Annotated in this window: 15 protein-coding genes; 13 read left to right on the top strand and 2 right to left on the bottom strand. The window is 71.5% G+C overall.

Annotated elements, in window-relative coordinates; genetic code table 11:
* Positions 1 to 25 precede the first annotated feature (25 nt).
* A complete protein-coding gene (locus tag ACIOC1_RS24985; RefSeq protein WP_355342447.1) occupies positions 26 to 508 on the bottom strand; it encodes a MarR family transcriptional regulator in 483 nt (160 codons plus the stop codon).
* A gap of 257 nt (positions 509 to 765) precedes the next feature.
* Between ACIOC1_RS24985 and ACIOC1_RS24980 the strand changes: the two genes are divergently transcribed.
* The 7 genes from ACIOC1_RS24980 (at position 766) to ACIOC1_RS24950 (ending at position 7,249) form a co-directional block, all read left to right on the top strand.
* Positions 766 to 1,344, top strand: a complete 579-nt coding sequence (locus ACIOC1_RS24980; RefSeq protein WP_401856398.1) for a hypothetical protein — start codon at positions 766 to 768, stop codon at positions 1,342 to 1,344.
* A gap of 4 nt (positions 1,345 to 1,348) precedes the next feature.
* A complete protein-coding gene (locus ACIOC1_RS24975) occupies positions 1,349 to 1,822 on the top strand; it encodes a nuclear transport factor 2 family protein (RefSeq protein ID WP_391119187.1) in 474 nt (157 codons plus the stop codon).
* 42 nt (positions 1,823 to 1,864) lie between these two features.
* Positions 1,865 to 2,974, top strand: a complete 1,110-nt coding sequence (locus ACIOC1_RS24970) for an NAD-dependent epimerase/dehydratase family protein (RefSeq protein WP_401856397.1) — start codon at positions 1,865 to 1,867, stop codon at positions 2,972 to 2,974.
* Positions 2,971 to 3,870, top strand: coding sequence for a sugar phosphate isomerase/epimerase family protein (locus tag ACIOC1_RS24965; RefSeq protein ID WP_401856396.1), 900 nt, complete (start codon positions 2,971 to 2,973; stop codon positions 3,868 to 3,870). The genes ACIOC1_RS24970 and ACIOC1_RS24965 overlap by 4 nt, the downstream gene beginning before the upstream one ends.
* Before the next feature lie 84 nt (positions 3,871 to 3,954).
* Complete coding sequence (locus ACIOC1_RS24960; protein ID WP_401856395.1) at positions 3,955 to 5,310, top strand: FAD-dependent oxidoreductase; 1,356 nt, start codon at positions 3,955 to 3,957, stop codon at positions 5,308 to 5,310.
* 149 nt (positions 5,311 to 5,459) lie between these two features.
* On the top strand, positions 5,460 to 5,810 hold the full coding sequence (gene fdxA, locus ACIOC1_RS24955) for a ferredoxin (protein ID WP_355342430.1): 351 nt from the start codon (positions 5,460 to 5,462) through the stop codon (positions 5,808 to 5,810).
* 29 nt (positions 5,811 to 5,839) lie between these two features.
* On the top strand, positions 5,840 to 7,249 hold the full coding sequence (locus ACIOC1_RS24950; protein WP_401856394.1) for a cytochrome P450: 1,410 nt from the start codon (positions 5,840 to 5,842) through the stop codon (positions 7,247 to 7,249).
* A 69-nt stretch (positions 7,250 to 7,318) separates the two neighbouring features.
* On the opposite strand, the gene ACIOC1_RS24945 is transcribed toward ACIOC1_RS24950, so the two are convergent.
* Complete coding sequence (locus ACIOC1_RS24945; protein ID WP_391163039.1) at positions 7,319 to 8,242, bottom strand: SDR family NAD(P)-dependent oxidoreductase; 924 nt, start codon at positions 8,240 to 8,242, stop codon at positions 7,319 to 7,321.
* Between the two features lie 229 nt (positions 8,243 to 8,471).
* Between ACIOC1_RS24945 and ACIOC1_RS24940 the strand changes: the two genes are divergently transcribed.
* From ACIOC1_RS24940 to ACIOC1_RS24915, 6 genes are all read left to right on the top strand, one after another.
* Entirely contained in the window at positions 8,472 to 10,106 is a 1,635-nt protein-coding gene (locus ACIOC1_RS24940) for a class I adenylate-forming enzyme family protein (RefSeq protein WP_401856393.1), read from the top strand.
* Between the two features lie 3 nt (positions 10,107 to 10,109).
* Positions 10,110 to 11,279 carry an acetyl-CoA acetyltransferase gene (locus tag ACIOC1_RS24935; protein ID WP_401308602.1) on the top strand — a complete coding sequence of 390 codons (1,170 nt, stop codon included), beginning with the start codon at positions 10,110 to 10,112 and terminating at the stop codon, positions 11,277 to 11,279.
* Positions 11,276 to 11,755: a Zn-ribbon domain-containing OB-fold protein gene (locus ACIOC1_RS24930; RefSeq protein WP_401856392.1), complete on the top strand. Its 480-nt coding sequence runs from the start codon at positions 11,276 to 11,278 to the stop codon at positions 11,753 to 11,755. Before ACIOC1_RS24935 ends, ACIOC1_RS24930 begins: the two co-directional genes overlap by 4 nt.
* Before the next feature lie 195 nt (positions 11,756 to 11,950).
* Complete coding sequence (locus tag ACIOC1_RS24925) at positions 11,951 to 13,153, top strand: ABC transporter substrate-binding protein (protein ID WP_355342412.1); 1,203 nt, start codon at positions 11,951 to 11,953, stop codon at positions 13,151 to 13,153.
* Positions 13,150 to 13,674, top strand: coding sequence for a nuclear transport factor 2 family protein (locus tag ACIOC1_RS24920; RefSeq protein WP_391046028.1), 525 nt, complete (start codon positions 13,150 to 13,152; stop codon positions 13,672 to 13,674). Before ACIOC1_RS24925 ends, ACIOC1_RS24920 begins: the two co-directional genes overlap by 4 nt.
* On the top strand, positions 13,653 to 14,105 hold the full coding sequence (locus tag ACIOC1_RS24915; protein ID WP_355342406.1) for a MaoC family dehydratase: 453 nt from the start codon (positions 13,653 to 13,655) through the stop codon (positions 14,103 to 14,105). Before ACIOC1_RS24920 ends, ACIOC1_RS24915 begins: the two co-directional genes overlap by 22 nt.
* Positions 14,106 to 14,150 lie beyond the last annotated feature (45 nt).

The raw sequence follows: 14,150 nt of genomic DNA, 5'->3' as shown, positions 1-14,150 counted from the left end.
GCCGGCCGCCGCGGGCCGGGGGACGTCAGGGGCGGCGCGGCAGCTCGGGGTCGCAGAGCCGCTCCAGGGCGGGCAGCGCGGTGAGCAGGCTCTCCAGCTCCGTGTCGTCCAGCCGTCCCAGGTGCTCCTCCAGCCAGACCTCGCGGCTCTTGAGCACCTGCTCCCGCTCGTCGGCGCCGCTGGGCGTCAGCTCGATCAGCGCCGCCCTGCGGTCGGCGGGGTCGGCGGTACGGGAGACGTAGCCGAGTTCGATGAGGCGGTTGAGCGACCTGGTCACCGACGGCGGGGAGACCCTTTCCGACGCCGCCAGCTCGCCCGCGGAGACGGGCTGGTTGCGGCCGATGTTGAAGAGCAGCGAAATGAGGGCATAGCTCAGACCGTCGTCATTCTGCTGCCGCAATACCCGTCCGAGGCGACCGAGCGTCATCCGCAGGCGCGTCAGATCCTCGCGCCGGATGGCGTGCTCGTGCTTGACGCGGTCGACAGAGCCGTTAGTGGTCGTGGTCATCCTTACCCCGAATCTGGGCGTTCGCCTCATCAACTTCGCGCTGCTAAGTATGCGCCCGGCGGGCTTCCCGACGCCACGTGCCCACGCCGTAGATCTGTCAGGGCCATGTCCAGAAACCCCGTTTCATCGGGGGTTTGCGTACATCTGCGCTGATTCGCCGAACACCCTTGCGGGTGTCGGATTCAGCCATTAGTTTACATGGTTAGATAAATTGTGGCGACCGTCACACGGAGATCCCGTATCCCTGAGGAGGGAAAATGAAGGACTTCAGGCCGGAGCTGACATACACCAGCTTCGAGGCGCACATGCACAAGGCCAGAACACCTCTGCAGCTCAAGCATCTCGAGACGGTTGTCCACCACTCGAAGGGCGAGGTGCTGGCCGACCTCGACATGGTCCTGCCGACGCTCTCGGACGACCCGCAGTACCACGAGTACGGCGTCCTGGGGGACGTCAAGGGGGACACCGGCCCGAAGGGCATCGAGCAGGTTCGAGCCAACTACACCGAGATGGTGAACAACGGCTCGTACGTCATCGAGTCGAAGAAGACCCGTGTGGTGGTCGGCGACTACGACATCGTCACCGAGGGCACCTTCCGGCAGATCCTGACCGCCGCGGTCGCCCGCAAGATGGGCTTCGTGGACGACACCTCGCCCGCGAGCCCCTTCTACGTGCTGTCGGCCAGGACCGTCGTCTTCTGGGAGTTCGACGAGAACGACAAGGCCAAGGGCGAGGACCGCTACGTCCTGGACCACCACATCGTCCCGCTGGCCGAGGAGGACCTGCCGGACGACTACCCCGACAAGTTCCGCACCGCGCCGAAGGCCGAGGTCTGAGCACATGACGACACACACCGAGGGCCGGTCGCTGGAGCAGCGGATCGACGAGCTGGAGGGCCGTGCGGAGTTCGCCGACATCGTCGCGGGCTACTGCGAGGGCACCGACCGCCGCGACATCGACCGCTTCATGAGCATCTGGCACGACGACGCCGAGTACCTGATCCCCGGCGGGCGCGGCGACTTCCACGGCACGGACGAGATCCGCCGCTCGCAGGAGGTCATCGGGAAGGTGTGGAAGGAGACCTATCACTGGACCACCAACCACACGGCCCGCTTCGAGACCCCCGACCGCGCGACCGGCCGCAGCGACGCCATCGCCGTCTGCGTCCACCCGGACGGCAGGATCAGTTGGGTGAGCTGCACCTACCACGACGTCTACGAGCGCCGCGCGGGCGCCTGGAAGCTCGCCCGGCGCCTGGTCGAGCGCTACTTCGTGAGCGCGCCGCAGGACGTCGAACTGCTTCCGCCCTTCTGACCGCAGGACCGCCGACACGGGCCCCATCGTCAAGGAGACGAGATGAGTGCTGGACGAGTGCTGGTGGCCGGGGCCAGCGGGCTCATAGGGGCCGCGGCGATCACCGCCTTCGCCGCCGAGGGGTGGGACGTGGTCGCCCTCTCGCGACGCCCGCCCGAGGCGGACGGATCCGTACGGTGCCGGCACGTGCCGGTGGACCTCACGGACGGGTCCGCGACCCGCGAGGCCGTCGCCGCGCTGGCACCCCGGCCGACCCACCTGGTCTACGCGGCGGCGTACGAAAAACCGGACCTGGTCGCCGGGTGGTCCGACCCGCGGCAGATGGCGACCAACGGGGCGATGCTCGGCAACGTCCTCGGGCCGCTGGCCGAGGGGGGCGCGCTGCGGCACGCCACCGTCATGCAGGGGACGAAGGCGTACGGCGCCCACCTGCACCCGATCCCGGTCCCGGCGCGGGAGCGGGCGCCGCGCGATGACCACGAGAACTTCTACTGGCGCCAGGAGGACCTGCTCAGGGAGCTGGCCGACCGCCACGCGTTCGACTGGACCATTCTGCGGCCGGTCCAGGTCGTGGGACCGGCGTACGGCGTCTCCTACTGCACACCGCCGGTGATCGGCGCCTTCGCCGCGCTCAGTGCCGCGACGGGCATCCCGTTCGGCTTCCCCGGCGGCACCGTCCACCCGGTCCGCCAGGTGGTGGACGCGCGGCTGGTCGCGGGCGCCCTGGTGTGGGCGGCGACCTCGCCCGCGGCTCGGGGCGAGCACTTCAACCTGACGAACGGCGAGGTGTTCTCCTGGCAGGAGCTCTGGCCGTCCCTGGCCGACGCGATGGGCGTGCCGTGCGCGCCGCCCCGTCCGATGAGTCTGACCGAGGAGCTGCCCCGGCTGGCCGGGGTCTGGCAGGACATCGTGACCAAGCACGGGCTCCGCCCGCTCTCCCTGCTCGACGTCCTCGGCCGGTCGCATCAGTACGCCGACTACACCTTCGGATACGGCCTGACGACGATGCCGCCGCCCGCGCTCGTCAGCACGGTCAAGGTCAAACAGGCCGGCTACACCCGGGTCCACGACACCGAGGCGACCTTCCGCGACGCGCTGCGGACGCTGGTCGAGCGCCGCGTGCTGCCCGACCTGACGGGAGCCGCCGGGTGAACGCGCCGCCCGCGGCGCGCGAGCCCCGGCTGGTCCTGGCCTGGGGCACCGTGCGCGACGCGTCGTTCCCCGACCGCGTCGCCGCGGCCCGCCGGGCCGGGTACGAGGGGATCGGGCTCGCGATCCCGTACTACCGGGACCTGCTCGCGCGGGGATGGAAGGACCGCGACCTCGCCGCGGTGCTCGCCGAGTGGGACGTGCGGATCAACGAGGTCGAGGTGCTGTTCGGCTTCCACGGCGCGCCGCGCCGACCGGCGGGTGTCGCCGGCCGTCCTGGTCTGGTCTACGCCGACCCGGAGCTGGAGAGGACCGCCTTCCACCTGGCCGACACCTTCGGGGTGCCCTTCGCGCAGACCGTCGGCACCTTCGACGCCCGGCCGGTCGCGGACGCCCGGCCGGTCGGACCTGAAGTGGTGGACGCCTTCGGGGAGTTGTGCGACCGGGCGGCGGCGCACGGGCTGAGGGTGGCGCTGGAATTCGTGCCCTACAGCAGCATCCCCGACCTGGCGTCCGGGCTGGCCGTCGTGGCCGGGGCGGACCGTGGCAACGGCGGTCTGTGCGTGGACAGTTGGCACTTCTTCCGCGGTGACCCGGACCTGGGGCTGCTGCGTACGGCGCCGCCGGAGCGCGTGTTCATGGTGCAGTTCAACGACGGCCCGGTGCCGCCGGTCGACCCCGACCGCATGGTCGACGCCGTCCACCACCGGGTCCTGCCCGGCGAGGGCGACTTCGACCTGCGCGCGTTCGTGGCGGCCCTCGACCGGCCGGGCGTCGAGGCGCCGTTCTCGGTCGAGGTCTACTGCGACGCGCTGCGGTCGCGGCCGACGTCCGAGGTGGCGCGGCGGGCGGCGGACGCCACGCGCGCGGTCGTCGCGTCCGCGCCGCGAACCCTCTGAAACGACCCGTGGTGTGACCGTTGACACGTATTGCTTCGCCTGGTTAAGTACACATGGCTAAGTAATGGTGGGGATGAGGAGCAGATGAACCCTTACCGTGTCGCCGTCGTCGGTTCGGGACCGGCGGGCGTCTACGCGACCGACGCTCTCGTGCGCGGTGCGCTCGATGTGTCGGTCGACGTCTACGACCGGCTGCCCACGCCGTACGGCCTGGTGCGGTACGGCGTCGCGCCCGACCACCCGAGGATCAAGTCCATCGTGGTCGCCCTGCGGAAGGTGCTCGAACGCGACGGGGTCCGCTTTCTCGGTGACGTCCACGTCGGCCGCGACGTGACGACGCGGGAACTCGCGGAGCTGTACGACGCGGTGGTGTTCGCGACCGGCGCCTCCGTCGGCCGCAGGCTCGCCGTACCGGGGGAGGAGCTGGCCGGGGTCTGCTCGGCCACCGACTTCGTCGCCTGGTACAGCGGCCATCCCGACCACGCCCGCGCGGGGGAGTCCTTCCCGCTGGAGGCGGAGTCGGTGGCCGTCGTCGGCGCGGGCAATGTGGCGCTCGACGTGGCGCGCCTGCTGGTGAAGTCGGCGGCGGACCTGGCGCGGACCGACATGCCGCCGCACGTCCTGGACCGGCTCGCGCGCAGCCGTGTCCGCGACGTCCACCTCGTCTGCCGCCGCGGGCCGGAGCACGCGAAGTTCACCGCGAAGGAACTGCGTGAACTGCTCGAACTCTACGATGTCGCGACCGAGTTGGACGCCGGGCTGCTGCCCGCCGGGTCGCAGGACCCGCTGACCGCGGCCAACCTCAAGGTCTTCGCCGACCTCGCCTCCCGTGAGGTGCCCGCCGTCCGGCGCACCCTGCGCTTCCACTTCTGGTCCCGCCCCGTGGAGCTGTTGGGCGAGGGCGGCGCCGTCACCGCCGTGCGCCTGGAAAGGACGCGGGAGGCCGACGGCGCGGTCGTGGCGACCGGCGAGGTCACCGATCTCACGGCCGGCATGGTCGTCCGGTCGGTCGGCTACCACAGCACACCGGTCGGCGCCCTGCCGTTCGACGAGGACCTGGGCCGCGTCCCGCACGACGCGGGCCGGGTGCTGGGCCCCGACGGCCGGGCGCTCGACGGTCACTACGTCGCCGGGTGGGCCAAACGCGGGCCGTCCGGAGTCGTCGGCACGAACCGGGCCTGCGCCGCCGACACGGTGGCCGGTGTCGTCGCGGACCTGGCGGCCCGGCCGCCCCGCGGCGCCGGGCCCGACGAGGTCGACCGGGTGCTCGCCGAGCGCGGCGTCAGGCCCGTCACGTACGACGGCTGGCTGTCGATCGACGCGGAGGAGGAGAGCCGCGGCCGGAACCTCGGCCGGGCGCGTACCAAGATCCCCGACTGGGAGACCCTGCGGCACGTCGCCGCGGCGGACGCCGACCGGCCGGACCGGGGCGCCGCCTGACGCGCGGGCGCCCACGACCGCCCGAACCCCGGGCGCATCGCAGGCCGTTCACCACCGCCCGAACCCCGCCCCCACCGGGAGCCGTTCATCACCGCCCGAACCGGCGGGCGTTCACCACTGTCCCTCTCAACCAGGAAGTCGGCATTCCCATGGCCTACGTCATCCACGGCGCCTGCATCGACGTGCTCGACCGGAGCTGCGTCGAGGTCTGCCCGGTCGACTGCATCTACGAGGGCTCGCGCAAGGCGTACATCCACCCCGACGAGTGCGTGGACTGCGGTGCCTGCGAGCCGGTCTGTCCCGTCACGGCCATCAAGTACCGCGACGAAGTACCCGAGGGCCAGGCCGACTTCGTGGAGGACAACGCCCGCTTCTTCCTCGAACCCCTTCCGGGGCGCGACGAGCCGCTGGGCCACCCCGGCGGCTCGGCCGACCTCGGACCCACCGGTGTCGACACCGCTCTGGTGTCCCACCGCCCGGCGTCGTCGGGCGGCGCCTGACCCCATCCACCTCGGAGGCCCAACCCGCCATGGAGAGCCTGAAGGAAGCACGCGACCAAGACCCGTATCCCTTCTTCGCCGACCGACTCGCCCGCGGTCCCGTCCACTGGGACGAGGGCATGAACGCCTGGATCGTCGTCGGCTACGAGGAGTGCCGGTACATCCAGCTCAACGAGGATCTCTTCGCCCACCCGTACTACGAACTCAAGGGTGCGGCGGACGTCTACGGGGGACCCAAGGGAGTGCTGCTCCTCCAGGGCGAGCAGCACCACCGCGTCCACAACTTCCTCCTCCAGCACTTCACGCCGACGACGGTCCGCACGTACCGCACCGCCTTCATCGCGGAGCTGGTGAGCGCCCGGCTCGACGCGATCGAGGGGCGCACCCATGTCGACCTCGCCGCCGAGTTCGCCTCGGTGGTGCCCAGCGACGTCATCGCCGCGCTGCTCGGACTCGACTGGCGCGACGAGGAGTTGATGGCCAAGTGCCGTCGCTGGAACTCCACGATGTTCCGCTGGACCGAGACCTTCGGCGAGGACGAGGAGGCGTACGCGGAGGCGGCCGCCGCGGCCTCCGCCCTCAACGAGGTGCTGCTCCCGGTCATCAGGGCGCGCCGGGACGAGCCGCGCGACGACCTGATCTCGGTGCTGTGGGAGCAGGGGCAGGGCGTGCTGGAACAGTGGGGCGAGGAGGAGATCCTGGCGCAGGCGCGGGTGCTGTTCTTCGCCGGTACCGACACCACCGCGCACTTCCTGAAGAACGCCATCCACACGCTGCTGAACCACCCCGAGTTGCAGGACCGCATCCGCGGGGACGAGCGCCAGATCGTGGCCTTCGGCGAGGAGGTGCTGCGCTACCTGGCGCCCGTGCAGTTCCGGGTGCGCGTGGCGACCCGTGACGTGGAGGTGGCGGGACGGCTGATCGCCAAGGGCGACCGGGTGCACCCGGTCAACGGGGCCGCGAACCGGGACCCCCGGCAGTTCCACCACCCCGAGACCGTCGACCTGGACCGCGGCAATCTCAAGACGCACGTCGCGTTCAACGTCGGCCCGCGCTACTGCGTCGGCGCCGCCCTCTCGCGCGGCGAGGAGGTCGAGGTGATCTCGCAGTTGCTCGACCGCTACGGGACGCTGCGCTGGGACCGTGACGCGGAACCGGCGCGCTACCGCGGCTACATGCCGCGCTCGTTCAGCCCGCTCAACGCCGTGGTGGCCCCGGCCAAAGAGGCCGCCCCGGCTCCGGCCACCGCCACCGTCAGCGCGGACGCGGACGCCTGCGTGGGCGCGGGGAACTGCGTCCTGGTGGCGCCCTCGGTCTTCGGCCTGGACGACGACGGGGCCGTGGCCGTGCTGCGGGAGCGGATCGGCGCCGCCGACCGCCCCGCGGCGGACGCGGCGGCGGCCGGGTGTCCGGCGGCGGCGATCATCGTGGAGGACTGACGACGCGGACAGCGAAAAGGTGGCCGGGCCCCGAGGGCCCGGCCACCGTCGTACGCGGCTGACGTACGGTCAGATCGCGGCCACGCGGCCCGATCGCGCGGACGCCTCGGCGAAGTCCACGACGGTCGTGTCCCGGACCGAGCCGAGACGGTCCCGCCGGGCGATGATGTCGTCCAGCCGCAGCGCCGTGCTCCCGGTGATCTCGTCGGCGGGCGTCCACTCCCGCATGCGGGACACCGTCGGGCCGTGGACGACGAAGACCTGGCCGGTGATCCCCCGGGAGTGCGCGCAGCCGAGGAAGGCCGTGAGCGCGGCGACGCTCTCGGGGTCCCACTCGTCGGCCGCGCCCTCGGCGGGCGCCATGCCCTCGACGACGCCTTCGGTCATGCCGGTCCGGGCGCGCGGGCAGATGGAGTTGGCGCGTACGCCGTAGCGTGCCAGCTCGCGCGCCGCGACCTGGGTGAGGGCGACGATGCCCGCCTTGGCGGCCGAGTAGTTGACCTGCCCGAAATTGCCGTAGAGCCCGGCCTCCGAGGACGTGGTCACCACGGCGGCGTCGACCGGCTCGCCGGACGCCTGGTGCAGCGCCTTCCAGTGGGCGGCGGCGAAGTGCAGGGGACCGGCGTGGCCCTTGAGGTGGACGGCCATCACCGCGTCCCACTCGGCCTCGGAGATGTTGACGATGGTGCGGTCCCGGATGATGCCCGCGTTGCAGACGAGGAAGTCGAGCTTTCCCCGGACGCCGGCCGCCTGGGCGATCAGCCGCTCCGCGCCGTCCCAGGTGGAGATGTCGTCCCCGTTGGCCTCGGCGCTGCCCCCGGCCGCGCGGATCTCCTCGACGGCCTCGTCGGCGGCCGGCCGGCCCTCCGGCGTACGGCCCACGTCGTTGACCACCACATGCGCGCCCGCCCGTGCGAGCGCCCGCGCCTCGGCGCGCCCGATGCCCTGGCCGGCCCCCGTGACGACGGCGACCTTCCCCTTCAGCTCGTCCATTTCTCGCCCTTCTCCTCCGTGCTCGTGCGGCTCGGTCCGCGAGATGTGCCCCCGGGTGATCAGCGTGAACAGCGTGATCAGGAGGCACTGAAACACATTTGCTTAGCCAGGTAAAGAGATTGACGCGATCCATTGCGCTCGGTTTAAGACGATGTTACACATGGCTAACCACTTCCCGTGAACGGCCTCCGCTTCGCCGTCCGCACAGTTCGCGACGAGAGGAAAGAGCATGGCCGCTGCTCCCGCGCCGACGACGAGGACCGACCGCGAGGCGTACTACCGCGAGCACGGATACTGGACCTCCGAGCGTCTCGGATGGTGGGTGTTCGACGTCGCCGAGCGCACCCCGGACCGCGAATTCCTGGTGATCGGCGACCTTCGGCTGACGTACGGCGAATTCGCCGCGTGGGCCGACGTGCTCGCCGCGCACTTGGTCGAGGCGGGAGTCGTACGCGGCGACCGCGTCATGATCCAGCTGCCGAATCTGGCGGAGGCGCTGCTGGGCCAGGTCGCCGCCTTCCGGATCGGCGCGGTCAACGTCCCGGTCGTGCCGATCTACCGCGAACACGAGATGGCGCACATCGTCAACGACTGCAAGCCGCGCGCGGTGATCTCGATCGCGGAGAACCGCGGCAGGCGCCCCGCCGAGGAGCTGGACGGCATCCTGGAAGGCGCCACCTGGGGGCCGGTCGCCCGCTTCTGCGTGGACCTGGAGGAGCCGCGGCCCGGCTGGCGCGCCTTCCCCGGCCGGGACGACCGGCGGCCCGCCGTCTCGCTCCCCGACCCGCTCGAACCCGACCGGTGCTGCCTGATGCTCTACACCTCGGGGACGACCTCCGCGCCCAAGGGCGTCGAGCTGACGGGCCAGGGATTCGTGTCCAACGCGCGCAGCATCCGGCACACCATGTCGCTGAGCGCCAAGGACGTCTTCTTCTGCGCCTCGCCCCTGTCCCACCTGGCCGGTTTCAACGCCGGGGTCGTCTGGCCCGCGTCCATGGGCGCCAAGATCGTCGTGATGCCGGTCTGGAACGGCGCGGAGGCGGCCCGGATCATCGAACGCGAACGGTGCACCTTCACCACCGCAGCCTCGGTGTTCCTCCACGACCTGGTCGCGGCCCACCGCGAGGGCATCGGCGCCGGCCACCCGATCTCGGTGTTCATGTCCGGCGGCGCGGCGACCGTACCCGACCTGATCCGGGAGGCGGGCGAGGTCGGGATCACCGCGCTGCGCGGCTACGGCATGACGGAGACCGGCGGGGGAGTCTCCTGGGTCGCCCCCACCGAACCGCTCGACATCAGGGCCGAGTACGACGGCGCCGTCGTCCCCGGCAGCGAGATCCAGGCTGTCGACGCCGAGCGCCGGCCGCTCCCGCCCGGCGCGGAGGGCGAACTGCGGATCAGGGGTCCGCAGGCCCTCATCGGCTACACCGACCCGGCCCTCACCCGCGAACAGCTCGACGAGGAGGGCTGGTTCTACACCGGCGACCTCGGCCGGGTCGACGCGCGCGGTCTGGTCCGCATCACCGGCCGTACCAAGGACATCATCAACCGCGCGGGCGAGAAGTTCTCCGCCCGCGACATCGAGGAACTCATCCAGCGGCACCCGGCCGTCGACATGGCGGCCGTGGTCGGACTGCCCGACCCGCGGCTCGGCGAGGTCGTCGGCGCCTTCGTCACCCTGGCCTCGGGCCAGAAGTGGCCGGGCGACGCCGAGATGACGGCGTACCTGGACCGGGCCAAGCTCGCCAAGCAGAAGATCCCCACCTCGTGGCAGGTGCTCCCCGAGCTGCCGAGAACCGCCTCGGGCAAGATCCAGAAACACGAACTGCGCCACACGAACTCCACGACGAACAGGAGGAGTTGAGCCGTGACCCGCCCCGACCGCACCCCGGTCATCGCCGCCGTCGGACTGTCCGACGGTCCCAAGGCGCCCCATCTCGACGCGCTCGGCCACCAGGCCCAGGCGATGCAACGCGCGCTGGCCGACTCCGGCCTGCGCAAGGACGACATCGACGGCTTCGGCTGCGCCGAGGCGTGGATCCCCGGCGTCCCCGGCGTCGACCTCCCCGAGACCGCGGAGTACCTGGGCCTCGACCCGCGGTGGATCGAGGGCACGTACACCGGCGGATCGGCCTACGAGTTCCAGATCCAGCACGCCGAGGCCGCGATCCGGTCCGGCATGGCGGACACCATCCTCCTCACCTACGGCAGCGACCTGCTGACCCGGATGGGACGGAGCCTCGGCACGGCGTACGGCCGCAGGCCCGTCGGCGGCGCGGCGTACGAGGAGCCGTACGGCAAGACGACGGTCGCCGCGTACGCGATGGCCGCCCGGCGCCATATGTACGAGTACGGCACCACGCCGGAACAGCTCGCCAGCGTCGCCGTCGCGGTCCGCGAACACGCGGCCCACAATCCGCAGGCCATATACCGCAAGCCGCTGACCGTGGACGACGTCCTCGGCTCCCGGATGATCGCCGACCCGCTGCACCTGTTCGACTGCTGCGCGATCACCGACGGCGGCGGCGCCGTCATCGTCACCACCGAGGAGCGCGCCCGCGACCTCAGGCAGCCGTACGTCTCGATCCTGGGCACGGCCGCCCGCCAGAACCACTGGAACATCTCGCAGGCGCCGGACGTGACCACCACGGCGGGAGCCCGCTCCGGCCCCGACGCCTTCGCGCGCGCCGGACTGACCCCGGCCGACGTGGACATGGCCATGCTCTACGACAGCTTCACCATCACGGTCATCCTGCTGCTGGAGAGCCTGGGCTTCTGCGAGCCGGGCGAGGGCGGCCCCTTCGCCGAGGAGGGCAACCTCCGGCTCGGCGGGAAGCTGCCCGTCAACACCGACGGCGGCGGCCTGTCCGCCTGCCATCCGGGATTGCGCGGGATCTTCCTGCTGATCGAGGCGGTCAGACAACTGCGCGGCCAGGCCGGTGAGGTGCAGGTGCCGGACTGCGAGGTGGCGCTCGCGGCCGGCTCCGGCGGCTGGTTCTCCACGATCGGCGTCACCATCCTCGGGAAAGGCAGATGAGGCAGATGGCAACCGAGAACATCCGCGGCCCACAGGGGACCCTCGACGTCATCGACGTGGCCGACACCTGGGCGAAGCCGGTCCCCGAACTCGACCCGGTCAGCGCCGCCTACTTCCGCGCCGCACAGGAAGGCACGCTGCTGATCCAGCGCTGCCCGTCCTGCCACGCCACGCAGCACTACCCGCGGCTGATCTGCCGCGTCTGTGCGGCGACGCCCGAGTGGGAGGCGGCGAGCGGGCGGGGCACCGTCTACACCTACACCGTCGTCCGGCAGGCGGGCATGCCCGGATTCGACGAGGACGCGCCGTACGTGATCGCGCTGGTCGACCTCGACGAGGGGCCGCGCATGATGGGCAACATCACCGACTGCCCCGTGGACGAGGTCCGCGTCGGCCAGCGCGTCCAGGCGTATCAGTTGCGGATCGCCGACGGGATCGGCCTGCCCCAGTGGCGGCCCGAGGCCACCTCCGGCTGAGACCGCGCCACGCGACCGAGGCCACCTCCGGCTGAGACCGCGCCACGCGACCGAGGCCGGGTCCGGCCGAGGCCGCCCCCGACCGAGAGCACCTCCGGCTGAGCCCGCTCGCGGCTGAGCCCGCCCACCCTCCCCGTGACGCGCGTACGCGCCGTCGCCGGCGATCCATCATTTCACTTCGTTAAGGAGCCTGTTGTGCACAGATCCCTCTTCGGCGTCGGCGTCCTGGCGCTCGCCGCCACGATGTCGCTCGCCGCCTGCGGCTCCAACGGCGGGGGCAGCACCTCCGGCGGTGGCGGCGGCAAGACCCTGGTCATCGGCTTCGCCGCCCCGCTCACCAGCGGCAACGCGGCAGTGGCCGAGCAGATGGTCAACACGGCCAAACTGGCCGTGAAGACGATCAACGCGGACGGCGGCGCGGGCGGCCGGAAGCTCTCCCTCAAGGTCTACGACGACAAGCTCACCGCCGACGAGTCGGCCAAGGTCGCCCAGCGGGCCATCACGGTCGACAAGGCCGGGGTCATGATGGGCGGCTACACCAGCATCGAGGGACTGGCGATCCGCAAGATCGTCGAGCCGCGCAAGATCGTCTTCATCAACTCCTCGACGATCTCACCCGCCCTGATGGACGGCGCGAAGTACACCTTCCGCACCACCGTCGACCAGAGCGACTACCCGGTCCAGATGATCGACCTGCTCAAGTCGCTCGGCTACAAGCACCCGGTGGTGACCGCGGACGACGGCCCGACCGGATCGACGCTGTGGAAGCCGATCGTCGACCAGGCGAAGCAGGCGGGCATGGACCCGGGCGACACCGTGCACTACACGCTGGGCGCGACCGACCTGACCTCGGCCGTGACCAAGCTGAAGGGCGAGCACCCGGACGCCGTCGTCCACATCGGCTCCGCGGCGGCCGACGCGGGACTCATGCTCAAGACGATGGCGGAGGCCGGGGTCAACGTGCCCGTCGTCGGCTTCGGCTCGCTCATCGCGCCGGACGCCCTGAAGATCGGCGGCGACGCGTACACCAAGCTCCCGGCGATCTACACGCTCGCCAACCAGCAGCCGTCCAAGCCGGAGTACCAGGACTTCGTCAAGGCGTACGCCACCGAGTACGGCGGCAGCGCGGACGCGCTCGCGCTGGGCCTGGCGGAGCAGGCGGGCGCCACCTGGGACGCCTTCACCGTCCTGAAGAAGGGGCTCGACGCCACCAACGGCGACACCGACGGGGACAAGCTCGCCAAGGCGATCGACGCGATCACGCCCTTCGCGGGCGCCGCGGGCAAGGACGGCTCGCTGATCAACTTCGGTGACGGGCGCGACGGATTCAGCAAGTCGCTCGTGGCCTTCCAGTTCGTCGGCGGCAAGCCCAAGGAACTGGCGAAGCAGCCCTCGTGACCCGGCGCGACCCGGTCGACGCGCCGGGCCCCACACCCCGGGGCCCGGCGCTCGACGCCCAGGACGTCCGGCGGATCACCGCCCTGCTCACCGCGTACTGCGACAGCGTGGACACCGGTGACTTCGCGCGCTTCGCCCGCCTCTTCCGCGACGGCACCTGGCTGGGAATGCCCGGCGCCGACGTCGAGGACTGGATGCGGGAGAACGTCCTCACCTACGACGGCGCCACGCACACCCGGCACCGCGTGCACGACATCAGCCTGGCACCCGGCGGTTCGCGGGACGAGGCGTACGGGACCTGCGGCATCGAGGTCACCCAGCGGTTCCCCGGTGAGCGGGCCCTGCTCGTCACCCGCAACACCTACGCCGACCGGTTCCGCCGCGTGGACGGCCGGTGGCGGTTCGACTCCCGGACGATCACGCGGCGGCAGCCCGGCGACGACTCCCGGCACCGGCGCCGGGGGAGCGGCCGGGACGACAACCAGAAGGGACGAGGCACGTGCGGATCTTCGACGGCCTGACGGATCTGGCCGACTCCGAAGGCGAGGACCTGGGGGCCAGCGACTGGATCGCGGTCGACCAGAAGCGCATCGACGCCTTCGCCGACGTGACCGGGGACCACCAGTGGATCCACGTCGACCCGGACCGCGCGGCCTCCGGCCCCTTCGGGCGGACGGTCGCCCACGGCTACCTGACCCTGTCGCTGCTCGCCGAACTCACCACCCGGCTCTACCGCGTCGACAACGTCTCCTTCGCGGTCAACTACGGCCTGGACCGCGTCCGGTTCGTCACGCCCGTGCTCGAAGGCTCCCGCATCCGCGCCACGGCGCGGCTCGCGGAGGCCGCACGCCTGGACGCGGCCGTCCAGGTGAGGCTGGAGAGCACCATCGAGATCGAAGGGTCACGGCGCCCGGCCGCGGTCGTCACCTCACTCGCCCGCTACATCGCCTGAGCCGGGCAGCGTGCGAGGCGCGGCGGACCGGGACAGGACATCGCG

Source organism: Streptomyces sp. NPDC088197, from assembly GCF_044741185.1.
Lineage (GTDB): Bacteria > Actinomycetota > Actinomycetes > Streptomycetales > Streptomycetaceae > Actinacidiphila.
Note: the sequence above shows the minus strand (reverse complement) of the source record. Positions and strands in the feature narration are given on the sequence as shown.